Origin of the sequence: Methylovulum sp. (assembly GCF_028687615.1) — a bacterium.
In the GTDB taxonomy this organism is placed as follows: Bacteria; Pseudomonadota; Gammaproteobacteria; order Methylococcales; family Methylomonadaceae; genus Methylovulum.
The window spans coordinates 24727-42740 of record NZ_JAQTZU010000008.1; the positions used below are offsets into that span (position 1 = coordinate 24727).

Below are 18014 nucleotides of genomic sequence, written 5' to 3' on the forward strand. Positions count from 1 at the left end.
TTTTGGGAAAGCACTGATGAAACACACATAACGTATTGAATGGATATTACCATCCCATCACTCCTTGCTTTAGTATTGTTAGCACACGGTGCAAGAACTGATGGGATTGTGATATTTTTAAGGCAATTTCAATTCAATTTTTAACTACAGTGCAGGTAGCATTATGACCACAAAATATACACCCCTGAAAGACCACGACACACCGATCAAAGTGTTGTTCACTGGTTATCTTTGTACCGTTGGCATGGGGTATTTGTTTGCTTTGATGCAGATATTGTTCACCCACGGTATGGCGGATGGGAAATTCGGCTTGTCGATAGATGATATTGTTTACAGCTATTACGGCAACCGTTCCGGTACGGTTTTAGAGCATCAACTAAACGGCGGGATGAAAGCAAACGCCTCGGCACAAGAGCGTTTTAACATGATCGAATGGGTCAGAAATGGTGCCGATGAAGAAGATTACAAAAAAGACGGCATCGAAAAAATCATTGAAGAGCGTTGCGTGATGTGCCACAACGAAACCGCATCAGGGATACCGAATTTTAAAAAGTTTGAGCAGTTAAAAGCATTGACTACGGAAGATAGCGGGGCGACTTTTGCGTCATTGACCCGTGTTTCCCACATCCATTTGTTTGGTATCAGCTTTATTTTCATGTTCGTCGGGCTGATTTTCAGTTTTGCCGAAACCACCACGGTACAGTACAAATGTATCGCCATCGGTATGCCTTACGCCTTTTTGCTCGCTGACATTTTGTCGTGGTGGCTGACTAAAATCCATCCGATGTTTGCGTGGCTGGTCATTTTTGCCGGTATGGGCATGGCGGTTTCGTTTATGTTTATGTGGGTCACGTCAATTCTGGAAATGTGGCTGTTCAAGCCCGTGTTTATAGATGGCATTGGCGCACGCTATTTGCAGCGGCGCGATAGCACGGAACCTTCTATCGTGGATAGGTTGTTGATTGGGCTTAAGATGCTGTCCGAGCAAGCCAAGCCTGTTGCGGTTTGGCTGATGGATCGTGTCTTGACCGAATTAAAGGGCCTGTTTAATAAAAAATAGCGTTTGTTATTGTTAGAGCAGCAGCGGGCCATCAATCGCGATAAAGCGGTTGCTGGCCTGTATCAGTGACGGTGCAGTCAGTGCCTTCACACCGTAAACTTCGGTGGTGGTGCCATGTACGGTTCGGGCTTTATTGAGCAACAGGTCAAAATCACCGTCTCCTGAGACCAAAATAATCACATCAACTTGTGGTGCATAATCAATCACATCCAGAGTTATGCCCACATCCCAATCACCTTTTGCCGAGCCATCGCTGCGCTGGATAAAAGGTTTCAGTTTCACGTCAAAGCCAATCGTCTTCAAAATCTTCTGAAACCCTTGTTGTTTGCTGTCGCCTTTGTCGATGGCATAGGCAAACGCGGCAACCACCGTCCGGTTTGCCGACGCTTGCGCCCAAAAAGCATGGTAATTGAAATGCCGTTGAAAACATTGCCGCGTGGTGTAGTAAATGTTCTGCACATCAACAAAAATGGCGACTTTTTCCATTGCTTAACTAAGAAAAGAACAGCAATAATCGGTGGCTGCGGTGACTTTGACGGTAAATTTGGCGTTGGCTGGCACATCGAAAGATTCACCGCCTTTGATCGCTTGCCATTGCTCTGTGTCCGGCAATAACACTTCCAGCCCGCCATCAAGGATTTCCATAATTTCGGCGGCTCCGGTATTGAACGTGTATTCGCCAGGCAACATAAAGCCCAAAGTTTTGCTGGAGCCATCGGCAAAACGGATGGTGCGGCTGCTGACATGGCCACCAAAATAAACATTGGCTTTTTTGACGACGGTGACGTTGGCGAATTCTGACATGACGTTTTTCCTGATTATTGTTCTTGATAAATAAAGTTCTTGATAAATAAAGTTGTGGGTAAAAAGCTTGGGTAAAAAGCCGCCGAATCATAGCAGATTAATCGGCTAATTTTGGGAAGCCTGTACAAAAAAACCAGGTTTTGGTTGACAGTTTTTGGTTTTTAAATAACAATAATTCTTATTTATGTAATATCTATTTGTTTATATTACAATAATTTTATAGGAATCACCGCCATGCACCTTAAGCCAATACTTCCAGCCACGTTGTTATGCCTTAGTTTTACCGTCCATGCCCAACCGGAACTTACCGACGGGCAAGCCTTGGGCAAACGTTTGTACAATGACAAGGATTTGTCCGCAAACCGCAACCAATCTTGTGCCACTTGCCACAGTTTAAAAATCATCAACGGAAAAGCCCCGGCTTTTGTCGATCCTATCAACGTCAAACATGGTACGCCTGTTTCCTTGGGTTCGATTGAATTTGCCACTGGTACGCTGAACGCGCCCAGTGCCGCTTATGCTTCGTTTAGTCCGGCGTTCCACTGGGACGATAAAGAAGGCCTTTATGTGGGGGGACAATTTTGGAATGGACGCGCTAGAGATTTAGCCGAACAAGCGGAAAAACCTTTGTTAAATCCGGTGGAAATGGCAATGCCCAGCCAATGGGCGGTGGTCAGTCGTTTGAAAGAAAACGTCGCTTACGTCAAAGCGTTTTACCGGCTCTATCAACTGGATTTGGATGCCGTGCCGCATATTAAAGACGCGCAATTCCAGCAGCCGACACCGCAAGTGGTCGATGACATTTACCAGAAAATGGCGCAAGCCATTGCCGAATTTGAAAAATCGCCCGTATTCAGTAAATTCAATTCCAAATTCGATTATGTCACGGCGGGGAAAACCCAATTCACAGAATTGGAGGCTCAGGGGATGAAATTGTTTAACGGCAAAGCCGGCTGTTCGGTTTGCCATATCAGCCAACCTGGTCTTGACGGACAAGGCGGCAAAGCGCCGGCACTGTTCAGTGATTTTACTTACGACAATATCGGTTTGCCGAGAAATCTTAAGATTCCTGGCGATCCCAAACCGAACCTCGGTTTGGGCGAACGCAACGACTTAAGAAAACTCGATGCTGACAAGGCTTTGTGGGGCAAACATAAAGTCATGACGCTCAGAAATATCGCCATTACGCCGCCTTACGGACATAACGGCGTGTTTGCAACGCTTGAACAAATCACCCATTTTTACAATACCCGCGATACGCTAGGTTTCGTACCGGACAATTTAAGCCCCGATTTCGGCGTGTCCGGTTGGCCTAAGCCGGAAGTGGGCAAAAACGTCAACCATGATGAACTGGGCGATTTAGGCCTGACCCCCGCGCAGGAAAAAGCCGTGGTCGCGTTTATGAAGACGCTGACCGACGATTATCCCGAATGGGGCAATGACCCTTCAGTGCCGTCGGGGACACCATCGCCGTATGCGGGTGCGGGTTATTGAGTCCCGTTTCAGCGGTGTATTCATCGTTGAGTGTGTTGAACTTGCTCGTTTGTTATCAATTGGACGTTAGTTTTCAAACCACCCAAAGAGTCCAAACCTAAGTTTGCGCTCCTGTTTTAATTTATCCCTTTATGACTGTGTCATTACAAAAAGCAAAATAACACCGCCGACAATGCAGGCTGAGTAAAAAAGTGAGGGTATTAAATTCACCTTGCACACCCAAAGGAATAGGTAACAAAAATAAAAACAAGATGATAACAACAGTAGCCCAAATAGCTGAATGTACTCCGCTATGACTTCAAATCCAGAAGAGATATGCCAAGAAGAAAGTATGGCAAACGGAGGGATGAGACCAATCAAAAACCGAATGAAAATATAGACAAACGGGGGTTTTTTACTTTTTTTCAGCCCAAGAAGTGCTTCGTCATATTGGGTTGTTGCGGTTATTTCTGCTTGCCTTGCCGCTGCAAACGCAATTTCTTCTGGTGTCCAATCGTCATCGTTCATAAATTGTACTCTTGTGGTGTGACCTAACCTAATGTGAAGCAGGTCGGAGTCATGCTAAGGAATGTGCATGGAATAAATTCGCGAATCAAGACCTGTCAGGTTTTCAAAACCTGACAGGTCTGACTATAGCCGGTGCGGAAATTATCTCATGCCCGTTCCTAAGGGCATAAAGGCCCTAGTACCCAGTCAGCATTGTTTTGACGGGTGAGGTCTGTAAGACCTTGCTCGACATTTCAAGAATGACGAAGTACTAGCGTAACCCGACTGTATTCCCATTTACCCCCAACTTCTCAACTCATTCAAATAAGCATCCACTTTGCTGAGTATCACTTGCTGCCGTTTTTCCAAATAAGAAGCCGCCAGCAATACGACCAACCCTAAGCCAATGGAACTTAACCAAGGCGCGTGGTTGTAAGCATCAATCGCGTAGCGGCAATAAAACAAGATGCCGCTTAAAAAACACAAATGCCCGGCGAAGAAAGGTGTTCTCTCACGGCATCGTAATCCCGCCAAGCTTAAGGCAATGCCGGTCGCCAAAGCCAATAATGGCGCGAAGGATTGTCCGTCCAGCAGTGCCCCAGCCACCAAGCCTAGTGCCAATATCGAGCCGAGGAAACGGTAATTGGTGGCGTAATAATCAATGTATGCAGACAAAATGAACAACAACAGGCTGAGCGGCAACAACAAGCCATAATGCCAGCGCCCAACCCCGCTTACGCTATCGGCAACGATCAGCCAAGCGACCAAGGCGGCGATTGAGCCTAGGGATTGCCCAAGGTAAATGGCTAAAGCCGAATGGGTGTAGCGTTTGATGTCGATGACACCGATCACGGCAATCATGCTGGTCAAGGCCACAACCAAAGTGATTGATACCGGATGCAACACGCTTCGTCCCAGCAAGATCAACAACGGCAAGCTGATTAACACCCGTGCCGCAAGGCCTTCAAACAAGTGCATGGCACTGTCTTGCCGCAACCGTTGTTCGCTTGCCCGTAACACAAAAAACAAGCAGGCGATAAGCAACGGAATCCAAAAACCATCACGGACGGGCAGCAACAATAAACCATTGCCCAGCAACATGGCCGCCATCAGGGTTTTTACCTGCCGCCGTGCCAACATGGCAAAGCCCGTGTAACTGACCAACACCAACAACACGGCGGTGATGGCAAAATCGACGGCGATTAACGACGGCTTGACCTGGCTAAATTGCAGCCAACGGTAAGGCAGTTGCAAGGCCAAATCGCCTTGGCTAAAGTTGTAAATCATCGCGCTGACTTGCGAGGCTTGCACGGGCAAAAACGCCACGCCCAAAGCAAAAAAGAGTCGCGCCCCGGTGGTTTCTTTAAGCCCGTAAGCGCAAATCAGGCCGCCCAAACACAGCAGCAAGGTAAACGCCAAGCCCAGCCAATAACGGTAGGCGGGCAACAAATCGGCATGGCCTTGCAGCATAAAGCCAATGGCGGAGATGACGATTAACACCGTGCCCGCCCAACGCAGATAGCGGATGATTTGCCGGGCAGTGGATGGGGACGCGTCTTTTGGAGCGTCGGGTTGCCAAGCGGTTGGCTGGCTGTCAAATTTATAAGCGGACATATCAATTCCCCTGTTCTGGATCAGTTTTAACGGCGACGTTTTTTGCCGGACTGGCCTTAGCCGTCAATTCATCCAACAGTATTTTCAACGCCAAAGCATCTTCTTCTTGGGCGAAACTATCGGCAAACGGGTCGGTGTTGATGGGTTCGGGGCTGGTCAATTCCGCGCCAGTGATGGCTTCTTCCCAGCGGTTGAAGATTTTCTGCGCTTGTTCGACCGGATTGTCGCGCCCGCTTTTTAAGCCGGACTGTAACTGAATGCGGTTTTGCCGCGCCGCGAACACGGCTTTTTGGGTGCTTAAGGTGTGCAACTGGTTTTGGATGCTGGCTAAATCGGTTGCCAATTGCGCATGTTGTTGTTGCGTGGCTTGCAATTGCGTGGCAACCAACTTGCTTTGCTGCTCTGCCCGCACCATACGCCTGACGCATTCCAGGGCTTTTTGTTCGTCGGTTTCCCGCGCTTTCACGGCGCGTACCGACCACATCGCCGCCTCGGTCGCCAATTCTGCCAGTTGGCTTTCAAATTGCGCGATCATTTTTTGCAAACGGTGTTGATGGATGCGGGTTTGGCTACGCCAGTCTTCCAAATCCTTAATCGCCACACCCGCGACGGCCTCGTGATTTTCAAAATCGTCAACCATGCCGTCAATCTGGGTTTTTACGGTGATAAATAAGCGTTTTAAGCTGTACATGTCTTGCTCCTGTTCCGGTTAAAGTCTTAATGACAATTGCAAAACAGAGGCCAGTTTATAAGTGCTTTAAAAATAAATAGTTAGCTGTTATTTTTTGTAATACCTATAAAAATTGTACAAATTTTGCCGACACATAAAAACAAAAAATGTATATTAGGTAGGGTGTACCCTACAATCATCAGCTAGCCCATACCACCAAAATATGTACAAACTCACTGCTGAACAAAACCGTTTTTTCGCCCAAATTGCCGATCTGGCCTTTATGAACCCATTCAGCATCGAGCGCGAACAAGCCGACTGGCAGGTGCTGGATTTAACCCCGGAAGCCATGAATTTTGCTGACCGATTGACCTTAATCGAAGCCAAATTGGAAGCGCAATTCCAAGAATTGCAACGGCAACGCAGTTTCAACATCGGCGATTACCCAGGCAAAACCCAAGAAAATATGCGCTTGGCGTGGCTGTTTTATGTGTTCCACAGCTATCGCCAACCATTGAACGACCATATCAAAGCCCAGCAACAAGCGGGCGATAAAACCGTGGAATTGCCATTTGCCCGCGCCCTCATCAGCCAGTTTGGACAAGCCGGCTTCACGCCGCCAGAAACCGCGCACTACATTGCGCTGTTGTTCCAAGTGCAACGGGCGTTTTCATTTATTGACGAAGCCGTTTCCGGCGATTGCCCGGCGATTTACGAACTGCGGATGCGGTTGTGGAACAATATTTTCACCTTTAATCCGGCGTGGTATCTCAACCACTTGTTTGAGCGCATGGAAGACTTTTCCTTGTTGCTGTTGGGCGAAACGGGAACGGGCAAAAGCTGGGTGGCGAAAGCCGTGGGCTGTTCCGGCTACATCCCGTTTGATCTGGCAACTCGGCGATTTGTCGAAAGTTTCACCGCCTCGTTTCGGGCGATTAACCTGTCTGAATATTCCACCAGCTTGCTGGAATCGGAATTGTTCGGGCATAAAAAAGGCGCGTTCACCGGCGCCATCGACAACCATCCGGGCTTGTTCGCCAAATGTAGCCGCCACGGCTCGGTGTTTATTGATGAAATCGGCGATGTAGATATACCTGTCCAAGTGAAATTGCTCAACGTCATCCAAGACCGCGTCTACAGCCCCGTAGGCAGCCACGAAAAACACCGCTTCGAAGGCCGCGTCATCAGCGCCACCAACCGCCCGATTGCGCAATTGCTCGAACAAGGCTTGTTCCGCGCCGATTTGTATTACCGCCTGTGCTCCGATGTCATCACCCTGCCCAGCCTACGCCAGCGTATCCGCGAAAACCCTAACGAATTGCATAGCCTGATCGCCCGCCTGCTTAACCGCGTCATCCCAACACCCGACCAAGATTTACTAAGCCGCATCGAAGGCAAAATCCGCACCACCGTACCGTCCGACTACCACTGGCCCGGCAATGTGCGCGAACTGGAGCAATGTATCCGCCGCATCTGCCTGACCGGAAGTTATCAGGCCAAACCGTTGGCGACGGTGGCTCAAGATGATGTTGCGGTATACCGCACGGGAGAGGGCGGCTACCTTTCCGCACAACAGCTCATGCAAAACTATTGCCGGTTTTTGTATGGGGAATTAGGCGGGTTTGAGGCGGTGGCTAGGGTGGCGGGGGTGGATAGGCGGACAGTTAAGAAATATATGGATTGGGATGAGTAGGAGTTGAGGATTTTTAAAACCGGTTAAAAGACTTATAACCAGGTCTTTTAAATTCTTGGTGAATAATGACCTATCCCGTATTAACAGAAATTGTCGCCAGCATTTCCGAATTAAAAGCCCATCCCATGAAAGTGCTTGCCAGTGGCGAGGGTATGCCCGTTGCCATCTTAAACCGCAACCCCCCCGCTTTTTATTGTGTGCCAGCAGCGGCTTATGAAGCCATGATGGAATTGATTGACGACATGGCTTTGTTGGAAATCGTCAAACAGCGGCGGCATGAAGAATCCATCGCGGTTTCCTTTGTCGAGTTTTTACGCGATGGATGTGCCTCCTGTCGTCGGCGCATCCTATCGCTATATTATTGAAATATAGCGATAAACTCTTAACTTAATGGCAGTGGCTGGCGGGGCGGCTAAATTGCCGAATGGGATGGCCTGGAAATACAGGTTTGCGGCTTTAACACATCGATTTTACTCAGCCGCTATCCTGGAAAACCAGTTATCGGCAATATGTCCGTGCAAGCCACCGAGTTTGTTTTGCAGGTCGTCCAAAATAGCGCGTAACTGCAATTGTGTGGCTTGGTGGGTATCAATGTCTTGGACATAATCTTCCAACTCGACCACCCGATCCGGCAACGCGTCATTGTTCGGCAATTCGTTGATGCAATCTGAAACTTCCAACAGGCAACGGGCGACGGAGCGTGGCAGATTTTTATCCAGCAACAAATAACTCAGTACATCATCGCCTTTGACGCGGCTACGCATATGCTGGCGGTACATCAACAAGGCATTTAACGCGGTGAGGATATTTATCCATAAAATCGTTTCATATTGGCGCAACTCATCACTGCGTGACTCGGCAAGCAACAAAGAAGCCAGATCGAGGATACGGCTGGTCATATCGGCGCGTTCCAGATTCCTGCCCAAACGGATAAAACGGTAGGGATGATTATGGCTCATGTAGCCGGACAACAGGCCGCTAAACCGTTGGCAACCCTCGATGATTTTTTTCAGGAACAAGACACGGCTACGGCGGTTGGAGACGGCTTCCGGGTCATTTTTGGTGAACAGGTACATTTCATTGACCTGTTCCCAGGCTTCGTCGGGCAATAATTCGCGGGTCGTGCGGATATTTTCCCTGGCCGAGGTCAGCGATGAAAACAACGAACTCGAATAGCTGGCGTCGGTGAGCATAAAACGGGTGACGTTGCGTTCATTGGCGACTTTGTATTTTTCGTAGAATTCCGCTTCCGAACCGTTGATGCGCAACAGTTGCTGCCAGCCCATTTCCACGCCCCTGGGCAAATCCATTAATAAGTTCATGTAAACACTGACCAGTTTGGCCATGTTTTCCGTGCGTTCCATATAACGCGCCAGCCAATACAGGCGTTCTGCTGAACGAGATAACATTAGTGTCCCTCCATATTGATGATCCAAGTGTCTTTACTGCCGCCGCCTTGCGAAGAATTCACCACCAGCGAGCCTTTGCGCAAGGCCACCCGCGTCAAGCCACCGGCGGTCACGAAGGTGTTTTCGCCTTGCAGGATAAACGGGCGCAAATCGATATGGCGCGGTTCCAATTTACCTTTGCACAAAGTCGGTGCGGTCGATATGGCTAAAGTCGGTTGGCCTATGTAGTTGCGCGGGTCGGCCTGGATGATTTTGCGGAACGCATTGACTTCTTTCGCGGTGGAATGCGGGCCTACCAACATGCCGTAACCACCGGATTCATTGGCCGGTTTTACCACCAGCTCGGCGAGATGCTCCAGCACATAATCCAAGTGTTCCTTGTTGCTGCATAAATACGTCGGCACATTCGGCAAGATCGGCTCTTCGTTCAAATAATAACGTATCATTTCGGGGACATAAGCATAGACCACCTTGTCATCGGCAACCCCTGCCCCAGGCGCATTCGCCAGGGCCACATTGCCCGCCTTCCACGCCCGCATCAAACCATGTACGCCTAATGTCGAATCTTTGCGGAAAACTTCCGGGTCGAGGAAATCATCGTCAATACGCCGATAAATCACGTCGACTTTCTCCAGTCCTTCAATGGTGCGCATGTAAACGCAGTTATCTTCCTTGACCACCAGATCGCTGCCTTCCACCAATTGCGCACCCATTTGTTGCGCCAGATAAGCGTGTTCAAAGTAAGCCGAGTTGTAAATGCCGGGTGTCAGCACAACAATCAGTGGTTTGTGGGTGTTGACCGGCGCAATCGACGACAACATGTCTTGCAATTGGGCCGGGTAATCGTCTATCGGCAGAATATCTATGCCTTGCAGCAATTCAGGGAACACCCGTTTGGTGATGACGCGGTTTTCCAGCATGTAGGAAACGCCGGACGGGACGCGGAGATTGTCTTCGAGCACGTACATAATGCCGTCTTTGTCACGCACCAAATCAGTGCCGCAGATATTTGCCCAGACGTTGTGGCGGGGTTTCATCCCCACGCATTCCTTGCGGAAGTTTTTTGAGCTGTTGATGGTTTCGCCGGGAATTTTGCCTTCTTTGATAAAGGCCTGTTCGCCGTAGACATCGCTGATGAAATGGTTTAGTGCGGCTAGCCGCTGTTTTAAACCTTTTTCAATGATCCGCCATTCCCGGGCATCCATGATGCGCGGGATAATGTCGAAAGGCCAGGCGCGGTCGATATTGCCTTCGTCACTGTAAACGGTGAAAGTGATGCCCATTTCCATGATCGCCAGTTCCGCCGCTATCTTGCGCTTGTCGATATCGGTTTTTTTCAGCGAATTCAGGTATTGGCACAAACTGTGGCTGACCGGACGCGGCTGGAATTCGCAATACATGAGTTCGTCGTAAGCATTCTCGGTTGTGTAGTTTTCCCAGATTGATTTCATAGCTTTTTTAATAGTTATTAATTTTTCATTATCATTAATTAAAGCATGAAGCATGAAGTATGCCACCATTTCACTGGCATAAGTTGCCATTTACCGGCAGATCAATGTGTTTAAGCAAGATAATACCGCTAATGTCTAACTCATATCCATTTAAAATTGGCGGGTGCGGGATTAAATAACTGTGCGGACAACAGTGCAACAAGAAAGGAAATGCGTTTTATCAAATCGGCAGCCTATAGCTACGCACCAAATTAATGCTGGGCGATTTAAATCGGTGCAAGACGGGCGACAGGGGATTGTCAATCGGTGGCGGGTAGCCTATGTTTTGAAGAACAAATGCTATTGTGGTGATGTTGCGTCACCTGACTAACCACCGCAATGCGCTATGGTTAGCTCAAGTAACGGGCAAGAATAAAAGCGTTTATTTAATTTTCGCTTCTTTGTACATGACGTGTTTACGGACAACAGGATCAAATTTTTTGATCTCCATTTTCTCAGGCATGGTTTTTTTATTTTTAGTGGTGGTATAAAAATGACCCGTGCCTTCGGTAGAAATTAATTTAATTTTATCGCGCATGGTTTATCCTCTTAAGCTTTGATGCCGTTTTTACGCAAGTCCGCCAATACAGCGTCTATGCCTTTTTTGTCGATGATCCGCATCCCTTTGGTGGAAATACGGAGGCGAACCCAGCGGTTTTCGCTTTCCACCCAAAATCTGTGGTGTTGCAGATTAGGTAAAAAACGTCTTTTGGTTTTGTTGTTTGCGTGTGATACGTTATTGCCGACTATCGGCCTTTTTCCTGTGACTTGACAAATTCTGGTCATATTTACCTCTTTCGATGAACCTTAACAATGCTAAATAGCCGAGCTTTATACCAAAATTTCTTTGCAAGGTAAACTGCAATCTATAAAATAAACCTGATACCCCTTAATAAGGAAACAATAATGCCTATAAAACTGGGTATGGTGATGGATCCCATCAGCCATATCAACATCAAAAAAGACACCAGTTTTGCCATGCTGTTGGAAGCGCAAGCCAGGGATTGGGAACTGCATTATATGGAACTCAACGACCTGTACATGCGTAACGGCAGAAGCTACGCCAGGACCCGCACCCTAAACGTACAACGCAATCCGGGTAATTGGTTTAGCTTTAGTGCGGAACAGGACATCCCGCTGGATGAATTGGATGTCATCATGATGCGCAAAGATCCTCCTTTCGATCAGGAGTATATCTATGCGACCTATCTATTGGAACGCGCTGAAAACTTGGGTGTTTATGTCGTCAATAAACCGCAATCCTTGCGGGATGCCAATGAAAAATTATACACCGCTTGGTTTGCCGATTGTTGCGCCGATACGCTGGTCACCCGTGAACCCGCCAGAATCCGGGATTTTTTACAAGAGCATCAGGAAATCATCTTAAAACCTCTGGATGGCATGGGCGGCACGTCGATTTTCCATTTACGCTTAGGCGACCCTAATCTCAGCGTCATTATGGAAATCATGACGCAATACCGTAGCCGTCATGTTATGGCACAAAAATATTTGCCAGAAATCAAAAATGGCGATAAACGTATTTTAATGGTCAACGGGGAGGCGGTCCCGTACTGCTTGGCAAGGATTCCGGCGCAGGGCGAAACCCGTGGCAACCTCGCGGCTGGTGGTCATGGCGAGGGGCGTCCATTGACTGAACGCGACCAGTGGATTGCGAAACAAGTCGGTCCCACGCTACGCGAAAAAGGGCTGGTTTTTGTCGGTCTGGATGTGATCGGCGGCTCGCTGACCGAAATCAATGTCACCAGCCCGACTTGCGTACAGGAACTTGACAGCCAGTTTAACCTCAATATTTCCGGGCTGTTAATGGATCATATTGAAACCAAGATTCAAGCATGACAAAAAAGGCGGCTTTCAGATCCTCGCCGGTGATAAGCAATAACGATGCGATAATCATCGCCTTGTTTATTGCGGCAATCATCCATGTGATTGTGGTTTTGGGGGTTAATTTCACCAGCCCTAAACCGGAAAAGTTTAATCGCTCCATTGATATTACGCTGGTCAACACACCAGCGAAAAAAGCACCTAAAGCCGCTAGATTTTTAGCACCCGAACATCAAGTTGGTGCCGGCGACGCGGTGAAACAAACCGTACTCCCTAAACAACAATTGCCTAGCCTGGGCAACAGCGAACGTAAAATCATAAAAAAACCGGCGGAAATACAAAATAAACCCAAGTCTGTGGAAAAAATCCTGACCCAAAAAGCCGCCCCGCAAAAAGTTGATACGGACATCAATCCCGAAGAGGGTGATAACACAGAACGCCCCCATTTGACGGAAGAAACCTTGCTTAACCAATTGGCGCAGCTAGGCACAGAAATAAGGTTGAGCCAGCAAAGCTCGGACGATAGTAAAATTAAATCCGTAAGCCAGGTCAGTGCGCATCAATTTATCGCGGCGCAATACCAAAAAGATTGGGAAGCGAAAGTGGAGCGCGTCGGCAATATGAATTACCCCGAAGTGGCCGCCCAAAAAAACTTTTCTGGACGCTTGACGATGGAAGTGGGCATCCGCAGTGATGGCGGTATTGACCATATCTATATCAGCCGGTCTTCGGGTAATCCCGCATTGGATGAAGCCGCAAAAAATATTGTCAAAATGAGCGCTCCTTTTGCCCCGTTTTCAAGCGAATTACTGAAAGAAGTTAATGTCTTAATCATTACCCGCGTATGGAAATTCTCTGATGAATCCGGTATGAGCACCCATTAACGACAGCCAACGCAACCTCTATTTGTGATTTAAGCCGTATGAATGAAGCCACTTATTTAAACAATCAATTCATCATCGCCATGCCAGGTTTGGCTGACCCGATTTTTTTCCACACGGTCACGTTTTTGTGCCAGCACAATAAAGAAGGGGCGTTGGGTATCGTCATCAATCGTTCCACCGACATGAAACTGGGTGACATTTTCAAGCAAATGAACATCCACTTTACCTCGTTGGCCGCTGCCGAGGCCCCCGTTTTTGCCGGTGGCCCGGTACAGCAGGAGCGTGGCTTCGTCCTGCATACCCCAGGTGGAGATTGGCATGCGACCTTGTCGGTCTCTGACAGTATCTCGCTGACCACTTCGCGTGATGTGCTGGAAGCCATTGCTGTCGGCGAAGGCCCCGAACATTATTTGGTCGCCTTGGGTTATGCGGGCTGGGGTGAAGGCCAGTTGGAAAAAGAGATGATCGCCAATTCCTGGCTCAATACCCCGTACGGGCAAGACGTGTTGTTCACCACGCCAATAGACATGCGTTGGAGTGCAGCGGCGGGCCAGATTGGCATCGACATCAATAAACTGACGACGCTGGCGGGTCATGGCTAAGCTTGACCCGCTCGCAGCCAAAACAAGCAACGGCACTTATCTAGGCTTTGATTTCGGCAATAAAAAAATTGGCGCCGCCGTTGGTGAAGCCATCACCGGAACCGCCAGCCCCTTGCAAACCATCCGTTCAATCAACCAAAACCCTGATTGGCAAACCATCGGCAAATTGATAAACGAATGGCAGCCCGCTGGCTTGGTCGTCGGCATCTCCAGGCAAGCAGACGGTACCGACAATCCCATCACGCCGCGCATGTTAAAATTTTGCAGGCAATTGGAAGGCCGCTTCCAATTGCCCGTGTACCAACAGGATGAAACCTTGTCCACCTACGAAGCCAAGCAGCTTTTGTTTGATGAGGTCAATGTCAACGCCACCAAGCTTTGGGCCGTCCAGGACCGATTGGCGGCACAGCTTATCCTGCAAAGCTGGCTTAACGATTTTACGAAAAGGACTATGTAGTGTTAGACATCAACGCATTGCTCGACAACCTTGAAAGCAGTTTGAACACGGTCATCATCGAAAGAAAGCTGAACCATCCACTCATGATCGGGTTACGCACCGGTGGGGTCTGGGTTGCTGAGCAACTGCATCAGCGGCTTCATATCGGCGAACCCCTAGGTTTGCTGGACATCTCTTTTTACCGCGACGATTTTTCGCAGATTGGCGTACACCCGAATGTCAAACCTAGTTGTGTGCCGCCAAACATCGAAGGCCGGGATATTATTTTGGTTGACGATGTTTTTTATACCGGACGGACAGTCCGCGCGGCACTCAATGAAATTTTTGATTATGGGCGTCCCAATCAAGTCATTTTAGCGGTGTTGGTTGAACGCAATGGCAAACAAATCCCTATCACACCAGACTGCGCCGGTGAGCGCATTACCCTTGCCAGCAACCAGCGCGTCAAACTTACCGGCCCTGATCCATTAAAAATCCACATCATCAATACCGCCAGCCATGACTGATAATTTGCAAGTAAATGCAGAAGGCAAACTGAAGCATTTTTTGACTATTGAAGGCCTTAGCAAAAAATTGCTGACCGAAATCCTCGACACCGCCGAATCGTTTGTCGGTGTTTCTGACCAGCAAATCAAAAAAGTGCCTTTGTTGCGCGGTAAAACCATCGTCAATTTGTTTTTTGAAAACAGCACCCGCACCCGCACGACTTTCGAACTTGCCGCCAAACGCTTGTCTGCGGATGTCCTGAGCATGAGCATCGCCACCTCTTCCACGTCCAAAGGCGAAAGCCTGCTCGACACCATCCGCAACCTGGAAGCGATGTTTGTCGATATGTTCGTCGTGCGCCACGCCATCAGCGGCGCGGCGCATTTCATCGCCCAGCATACCGCACCGCATATCAGCGTCATCAATGCGGGTGACGGGCAACATGCCCATCCGACCCAAGCCATGTTGGACATGTTCACGATCCGCCAGATCAAAAAAGATTTCGCGCCGCTGCGGGTGGCAATCATTGGTGACATCCTGCATTCGCGGGTCGCCCGTTCACAAATCCAAGCCTTGAACACGCTAGGCGTCGCCGAAGTGCGGGTGATCGCCCCAAAAACCCTGTTGCCCGCGCATGTGGAGACGTTAGGGGTCACGGTCTCCCATAATTTGCCAGAAGGTTTACAGGATATCGATGTCATCATCATGTTACGCCTGCAAAAAGAGCGCATGACGTCGGCCTTGTTGCCGAGTGAAAGTGAATATTTCAAATGCTTTGGCTTGACCGAAAGCAAGCTGAAAATCGCCAAACCCGATGCGATAGTCATGCACCCAGGGCCAATCAATCGCGGCGTGGAGATTGAGTCCAAAGTCGCCGACGGGCAGCAATCCGTCGTCTTAAAACAAGTCAGCAACGGCATTGCCGTGCGTATGGCAATCATGTCGATGGCTATGCAGCCGCAGGGAATTTTATGATGGATAGGATACACATCAAGCAGGGGAGGGTTGTTGATCCCGCCAATGAAATTGACCGCATCGGTTCGGTTTATATCGCCGAGGGCAAAATTGTTTCCGTCATCAATGCGCCAGCCGACTTTACCGCCGATATCGTCATTGATGCCAGTAGTCAAATCGTCTGCCCAGGCTTTATCGATTTGAGCGTGCGGCTGCGCGAACCCGGACAAAGCCGCAAGGCCACTTTTAAAAGTGAAACCCTGGCGGCCGCCAGTGCCGGAGTCACGAGCATGTGCCTGCAACCGGACACCAAACCGGTGATTGACACCGCCGCCGTTGCCGAATTGATCAAGGAATTGGCGGACAAAGCAGGGTACCCGCAAATTTATCCTATCGCCGCCCTGACACAAAAGTTGGAAGGCAATGAATTAAGTTCGATGCTGGCACTGAAAGAAGCGGGCTGTATCGCTGTCGGCAACGCCAACCAACCGATACGCAATTTACTGATTTTAAGGCGGGCGATGGAATATGCCGCCAGCCATGATTTGTTGCTGATGTTCCGCCCTAACGACTATTGGCTGGGCAATAACGGTTGCGCCCATGAAGGTGCGGTCGCCACGCGCTATGGTTTGCCCAGCATTCCCGACGCAGCGGAAACCATCGCGCTCGACCAATGTCTGGAATTGGCGGAATTGACCCGTTGCCGGGTGCATTTCGGGCAGATAAGCTGTAAACGCTCGGTCATCAAAATCCATCAGGCTAATAAATATGGCCTGAATGTCAGTGCTGATGTCGCCATCCATCAGTTGCACCTGACCGAAAATGATATAAAACCGTTTGACAGTGCGTATCATGTCCTGCCGCCTTTACGCACCGAAGCCGACAAGCAATATCTTAGGCAAGGATTGGCTGGCGGAACCATCACCAGCATCTGCTCGGATCATCAACCACACGATATAGACGCTAAATTGGGTGCATTTCCAGAAACAGAACCGGGTGTTTCATCGCTGGAAACCCTATTGCCATTGACGCTGAAACTGGTCGCACAACATGCCATCACGCTGGAACAAGGCATTGCCGCGTTAAGCCAGCATCCGGCGCGGATTCTTAAATTGCCACGCGGTGCCTTGACTCCTGGATTTTCCGCCGATGTGTGCATTTTTGATCCCGAACTGGATTGGCAGGTTAATGGCGCCAATTGGCTAAGCCGTGGTATCAACACACCGTTCTGGAACCAAAGCTTAAAAGGCCGGGTGACCTATGCCTTACAAGCGGGCAAATGTATATTTTCTTTGCAGGCCAGTTAAGGGCAAAGGATTTTGAGGTCGAACCCTAGGCCATGTTATTAAGCCGAGGCGTGCCCGGCTTTCAGTCGTGATCTTAACCCAACCGTTTTAGCCGGTGGTTGTTTAGTCTGTAAGCTTCTGAAAATATCCCGAATAATCCCCAAGGCAAGCCTATGGCCCCGCCAAACGTTTACGCCAACCCAAACAGTTCCCTTAAATTTAAGCGTTATCAATTGGATTGGGTGGATGGCTTTTGGGTTTAACCCAAACCAGTGTCAGCTTTTTTAACAAATAAAACGCCACAAATTGAGTTTGAGTCTATCGTAAACCCAGCAATCGTTAGTTTTGTTGGTGATAGGGTAAGGGGCTGGATGCCCCTGTCCCCACAAGAGGTAAACTCCATTACCCCGCCGCAACAACCCCTCCCATACCCACAAAACTAATTGTCACATAGACGATTTAGTGGCACGAATGCCAAAACAATACGGCACAAGAAGAGATTTACTAGCAAGTAATCACAGCCCGCCTTAATTTTATATTTGAAAATCCATTCCTATTACGCCAATAAAAACATAAATTTAAAACATTTCAAGGTGTCGATTGTTTTTACAAACAAGCAATTGAAAACAAAACCCAAATCCAGTAACTTATTAAATTGAAAATATATTAATTTTTTTGGCATATATAATGCTCATGGCGTATAAAGTTGTGTGGCAAAGCACCTGTGCAATGTTGTGCTGAATAACCCATCGCTTTCACAATGTTAATTAACAATTTTTAGGA

At 48.7% G+C, this 18014-nt stretch carries 20 protein-coding genes; 11 read left to right on the forward strand and 9 right to left on the reverse strand.

The genetic code is table 11. From position 1 onward, the window contains the following. The first annotated feature begins 163 nt into the window (after positions 1-163). The gene (locus PHH59_RS06335; RefSeq protein WP_300012904.1) at positions 164-1060 is read left to right on the forward strand and encodes a hypothetical protein; all 897 of its coding nucleotides are present in this window, start codon (positions 164-166) and stop codon (positions 1058-1060) included. 12 nt (positions 1061-1072) lie between these two features. Here the strand turns inward: PHH59_RS06335 and PHH59_RS06340 are convergent, their stop codons facing one another. Next, a complete protein-coding gene (locus PHH59_RS06340) occupies positions 1073-1546 on the reverse strand; it encodes an NYN domain-containing protein (RefSeq protein ID WP_300012907.1) in 474 nt (157 codons plus the stop codon). Positions 1547-1549: 3 nt separating this feature from the next. Further along, positions 1550-1864 (reverse strand): pyrimidine/purine nucleoside phosphorylase, encoded by a 315-nt coding sequence (locus PHH59_RS06345; protein ID WP_300012910.1) that lies wholly within the window; start codon positions 1862-1864, stop codon positions 1550-1552. A gap of 234 nt (positions 1865-2098) precedes the next feature. Between PHH59_RS06345 and PHH59_RS06350 the strand changes: the two genes are divergently transcribed. Beyond that, on the forward strand, positions 2099-3358 hold the full coding sequence (locus tag PHH59_RS06350) for a cytochrome c peroxidase (protein WP_300012913.1): 1260 nt from the start codon (positions 2099-2101) through the stop codon (positions 3356-3358). Between the two features lie 129 nt (positions 3359-3487). Here the strand turns inward: PHH59_RS06350 and PHH59_RS06355 are convergent, their stop codons facing one another. The 3 genes from PHH59_RS06355 to PHH59_RS06365 all read right to left on the reverse strand — a co-directional run bounded on the left by PHH59_RS06355 (position 3488) and on the right by PHH59_RS06365 (position 6149). Then, complete coding sequence (locus PHH59_RS06355) at positions 3488-3865, reverse strand: hypothetical protein (RefSeq protein ID WP_300012916.1); 378 nt, start codon at positions 3863-3865, stop codon at positions 3488-3490. A gap of 276 nt (positions 3866-4141) precedes the next feature. Then, complete coding sequence (locus PHH59_RS06360) at positions 4142-5458, reverse strand: hypothetical protein (protein ID WP_300012918.1); 1317 nt, start codon at positions 5456-5458, stop codon at positions 4142-4144. 1 nt (position 5459) lies between these two features. Beyond that, a complete protein-coding gene (locus PHH59_RS06365) occupies positions 5460-6149 on the reverse strand; it encodes a hypothetical protein (RefSeq protein ID WP_300012921.1) in 690 nt (229 codons plus the stop codon). Positions 6150-6351: 202 nt separating this feature from the next. On the opposite strand from PHH59_RS06365, the gene PHH59_RS06370 reads away from it, so the two are divergent. Both PHH59_RS06370 and PHH59_RS06375 read left to right on the forward strand, forming a co-directional pair. Beyond that, on the forward strand, positions 6352-7821 hold the full coding sequence (locus PHH59_RS06370) for a sigma 54-interacting transcriptional regulator (protein WP_300012924.1): 1470 nt from the start codon (positions 6352-6354) through the stop codon (positions 7819-7821). A 65-nt stretch (positions 7822-7886) separates the two neighbouring features. Further along, positions 7887-8186, forward strand: coding sequence for a type II toxin-antitoxin system Phd/YefM family antitoxin (locus tag PHH59_RS06375; RefSeq protein ID WP_300012927.1), 300 nt, complete (start codon positions 7887-7889; stop codon positions 8184-8186). Positions 8187-8291: 105 nt separating this feature from the next. Here PHH59_RS06375 and PHH59_RS06380 read toward each other — a convergent pair whose 3' ends face one another. From PHH59_RS06380 to rpmB, 4 genes are all read right to left on the reverse strand, one after another. Beyond that, positions 8292-9230 carry an alpha-E domain-containing protein gene (locus tag PHH59_RS06380; protein ID WP_300012930.1) on the reverse strand — a complete coding sequence of 313 codons (939 nt, stop codon included), beginning with the start codon at positions 9228-9230 and terminating at the stop codon, positions 8292-8294. Then, positions 9230-10681 (reverse strand): circularly permuted type 2 ATP-grasp protein, encoded by a 1452-nt coding sequence (locus tag PHH59_RS06385; protein WP_300012933.1) that lies wholly within the window; start codon positions 10679-10681, stop codon positions 9230-9232. The genes PHH59_RS06380 and PHH59_RS06385 overlap by 1 nt, the downstream gene beginning before the upstream one ends. Positions 10682-11102: 421 nt before the next feature. Then, a complete protein-coding gene (gene rpmG, locus PHH59_RS06390; RefSeq protein WP_019866713.1) occupies positions 11103-11258 on the reverse strand; it encodes a 50S ribosomal protein L33 in 156 nt (51 codons plus the stop codon). A gap of 11 nt (positions 11259-11269) precedes the next feature. Continuing rightward, positions 11270-11506, reverse strand: a complete 237-nt coding sequence (gene rpmB, locus PHH59_RS06395; RefSeq protein WP_300012944.1) for a 50S ribosomal protein L28 — start codon at positions 11504-11506, stop codon at positions 11270-11272. Between the two features lie 120 nt (positions 11507-11626). Between rpmB and gshB the strand changes: the two genes are divergently transcribed. The 7 genes from gshB to PHH59_RS06430 are packed head-to-tail and all read left to right on the forward strand — an operon-like array spanning position 11627 to position 17252. Beyond that, complete coding sequence (gene gshB, locus PHH59_RS06400; protein ID WP_300012947.1) at positions 11627-12577, forward strand: glutathione synthase; 951 nt, start codon at positions 11627-11629, stop codon at positions 12575-12577. Continuing rightward, positions 12574-13446, forward strand: a complete 873-nt coding sequence (locus PHH59_RS06405) for an energy transducer TonB (protein WP_300012950.1) — start codon at positions 12574-12576, stop codon at positions 13444-13446. The genes gshB and PHH59_RS06405 overlap by 4 nt, the downstream gene beginning before the upstream one ends. Positions 13447-13484: 38 nt before the next feature. Continuing rightward, on the forward strand, positions 13485-14048 hold the full coding sequence (locus PHH59_RS06410; protein WP_300012953.1) for a YqgE/AlgH family protein: 564 nt from the start codon (positions 13485-13487) through the stop codon (positions 14046-14048). Next, positions 14041-14505, forward strand: coding sequence for a Holliday junction resolvase RuvX (gene ruvX / locus PHH59_RS06415; protein ID WP_300012956.1), 465 nt, complete (start codon positions 14041-14043; stop codon positions 14503-14505). The genes PHH59_RS06410 and ruvX overlap by 8 nt, the downstream gene beginning before the upstream one ends. Continuing rightward, on the forward strand, positions 14505-15011 hold the full coding sequence (pyrR, locus tag PHH59_RS06420; protein ID WP_300012959.1) for a bifunctional pyr operon transcriptional regulator/uracil phosphoribosyltransferase PyrR: 507 nt from the start codon (positions 14505-14507) through the stop codon (positions 15009-15011). Before ruvX ends, pyrR begins: the two co-directional genes overlap by 1 nt. Continuing rightward, positions 15004-15966 carry an aspartate carbamoyltransferase catalytic subunit gene (locus PHH59_RS06425; protein ID WP_300012962.1) on the forward strand — a complete coding sequence of 321 codons (963 nt, stop codon included), beginning with the start codon at positions 15004-15006 and terminating at the stop codon, positions 15964-15966. Before pyrR ends, PHH59_RS06425 begins: the two co-directional genes overlap by 8 nt. Then, positions 15966-17252, forward strand: coding sequence for a dihydroorotase (locus tag PHH59_RS06430; protein ID WP_300012965.1), 1287 nt, complete (start codon positions 15966-15968; stop codon positions 17250-17252). Before PHH59_RS06425 ends, PHH59_RS06430 begins: the two co-directional genes overlap by 1 nt. Positions 17253-18014: the final 762 nt, after the last annotated feature.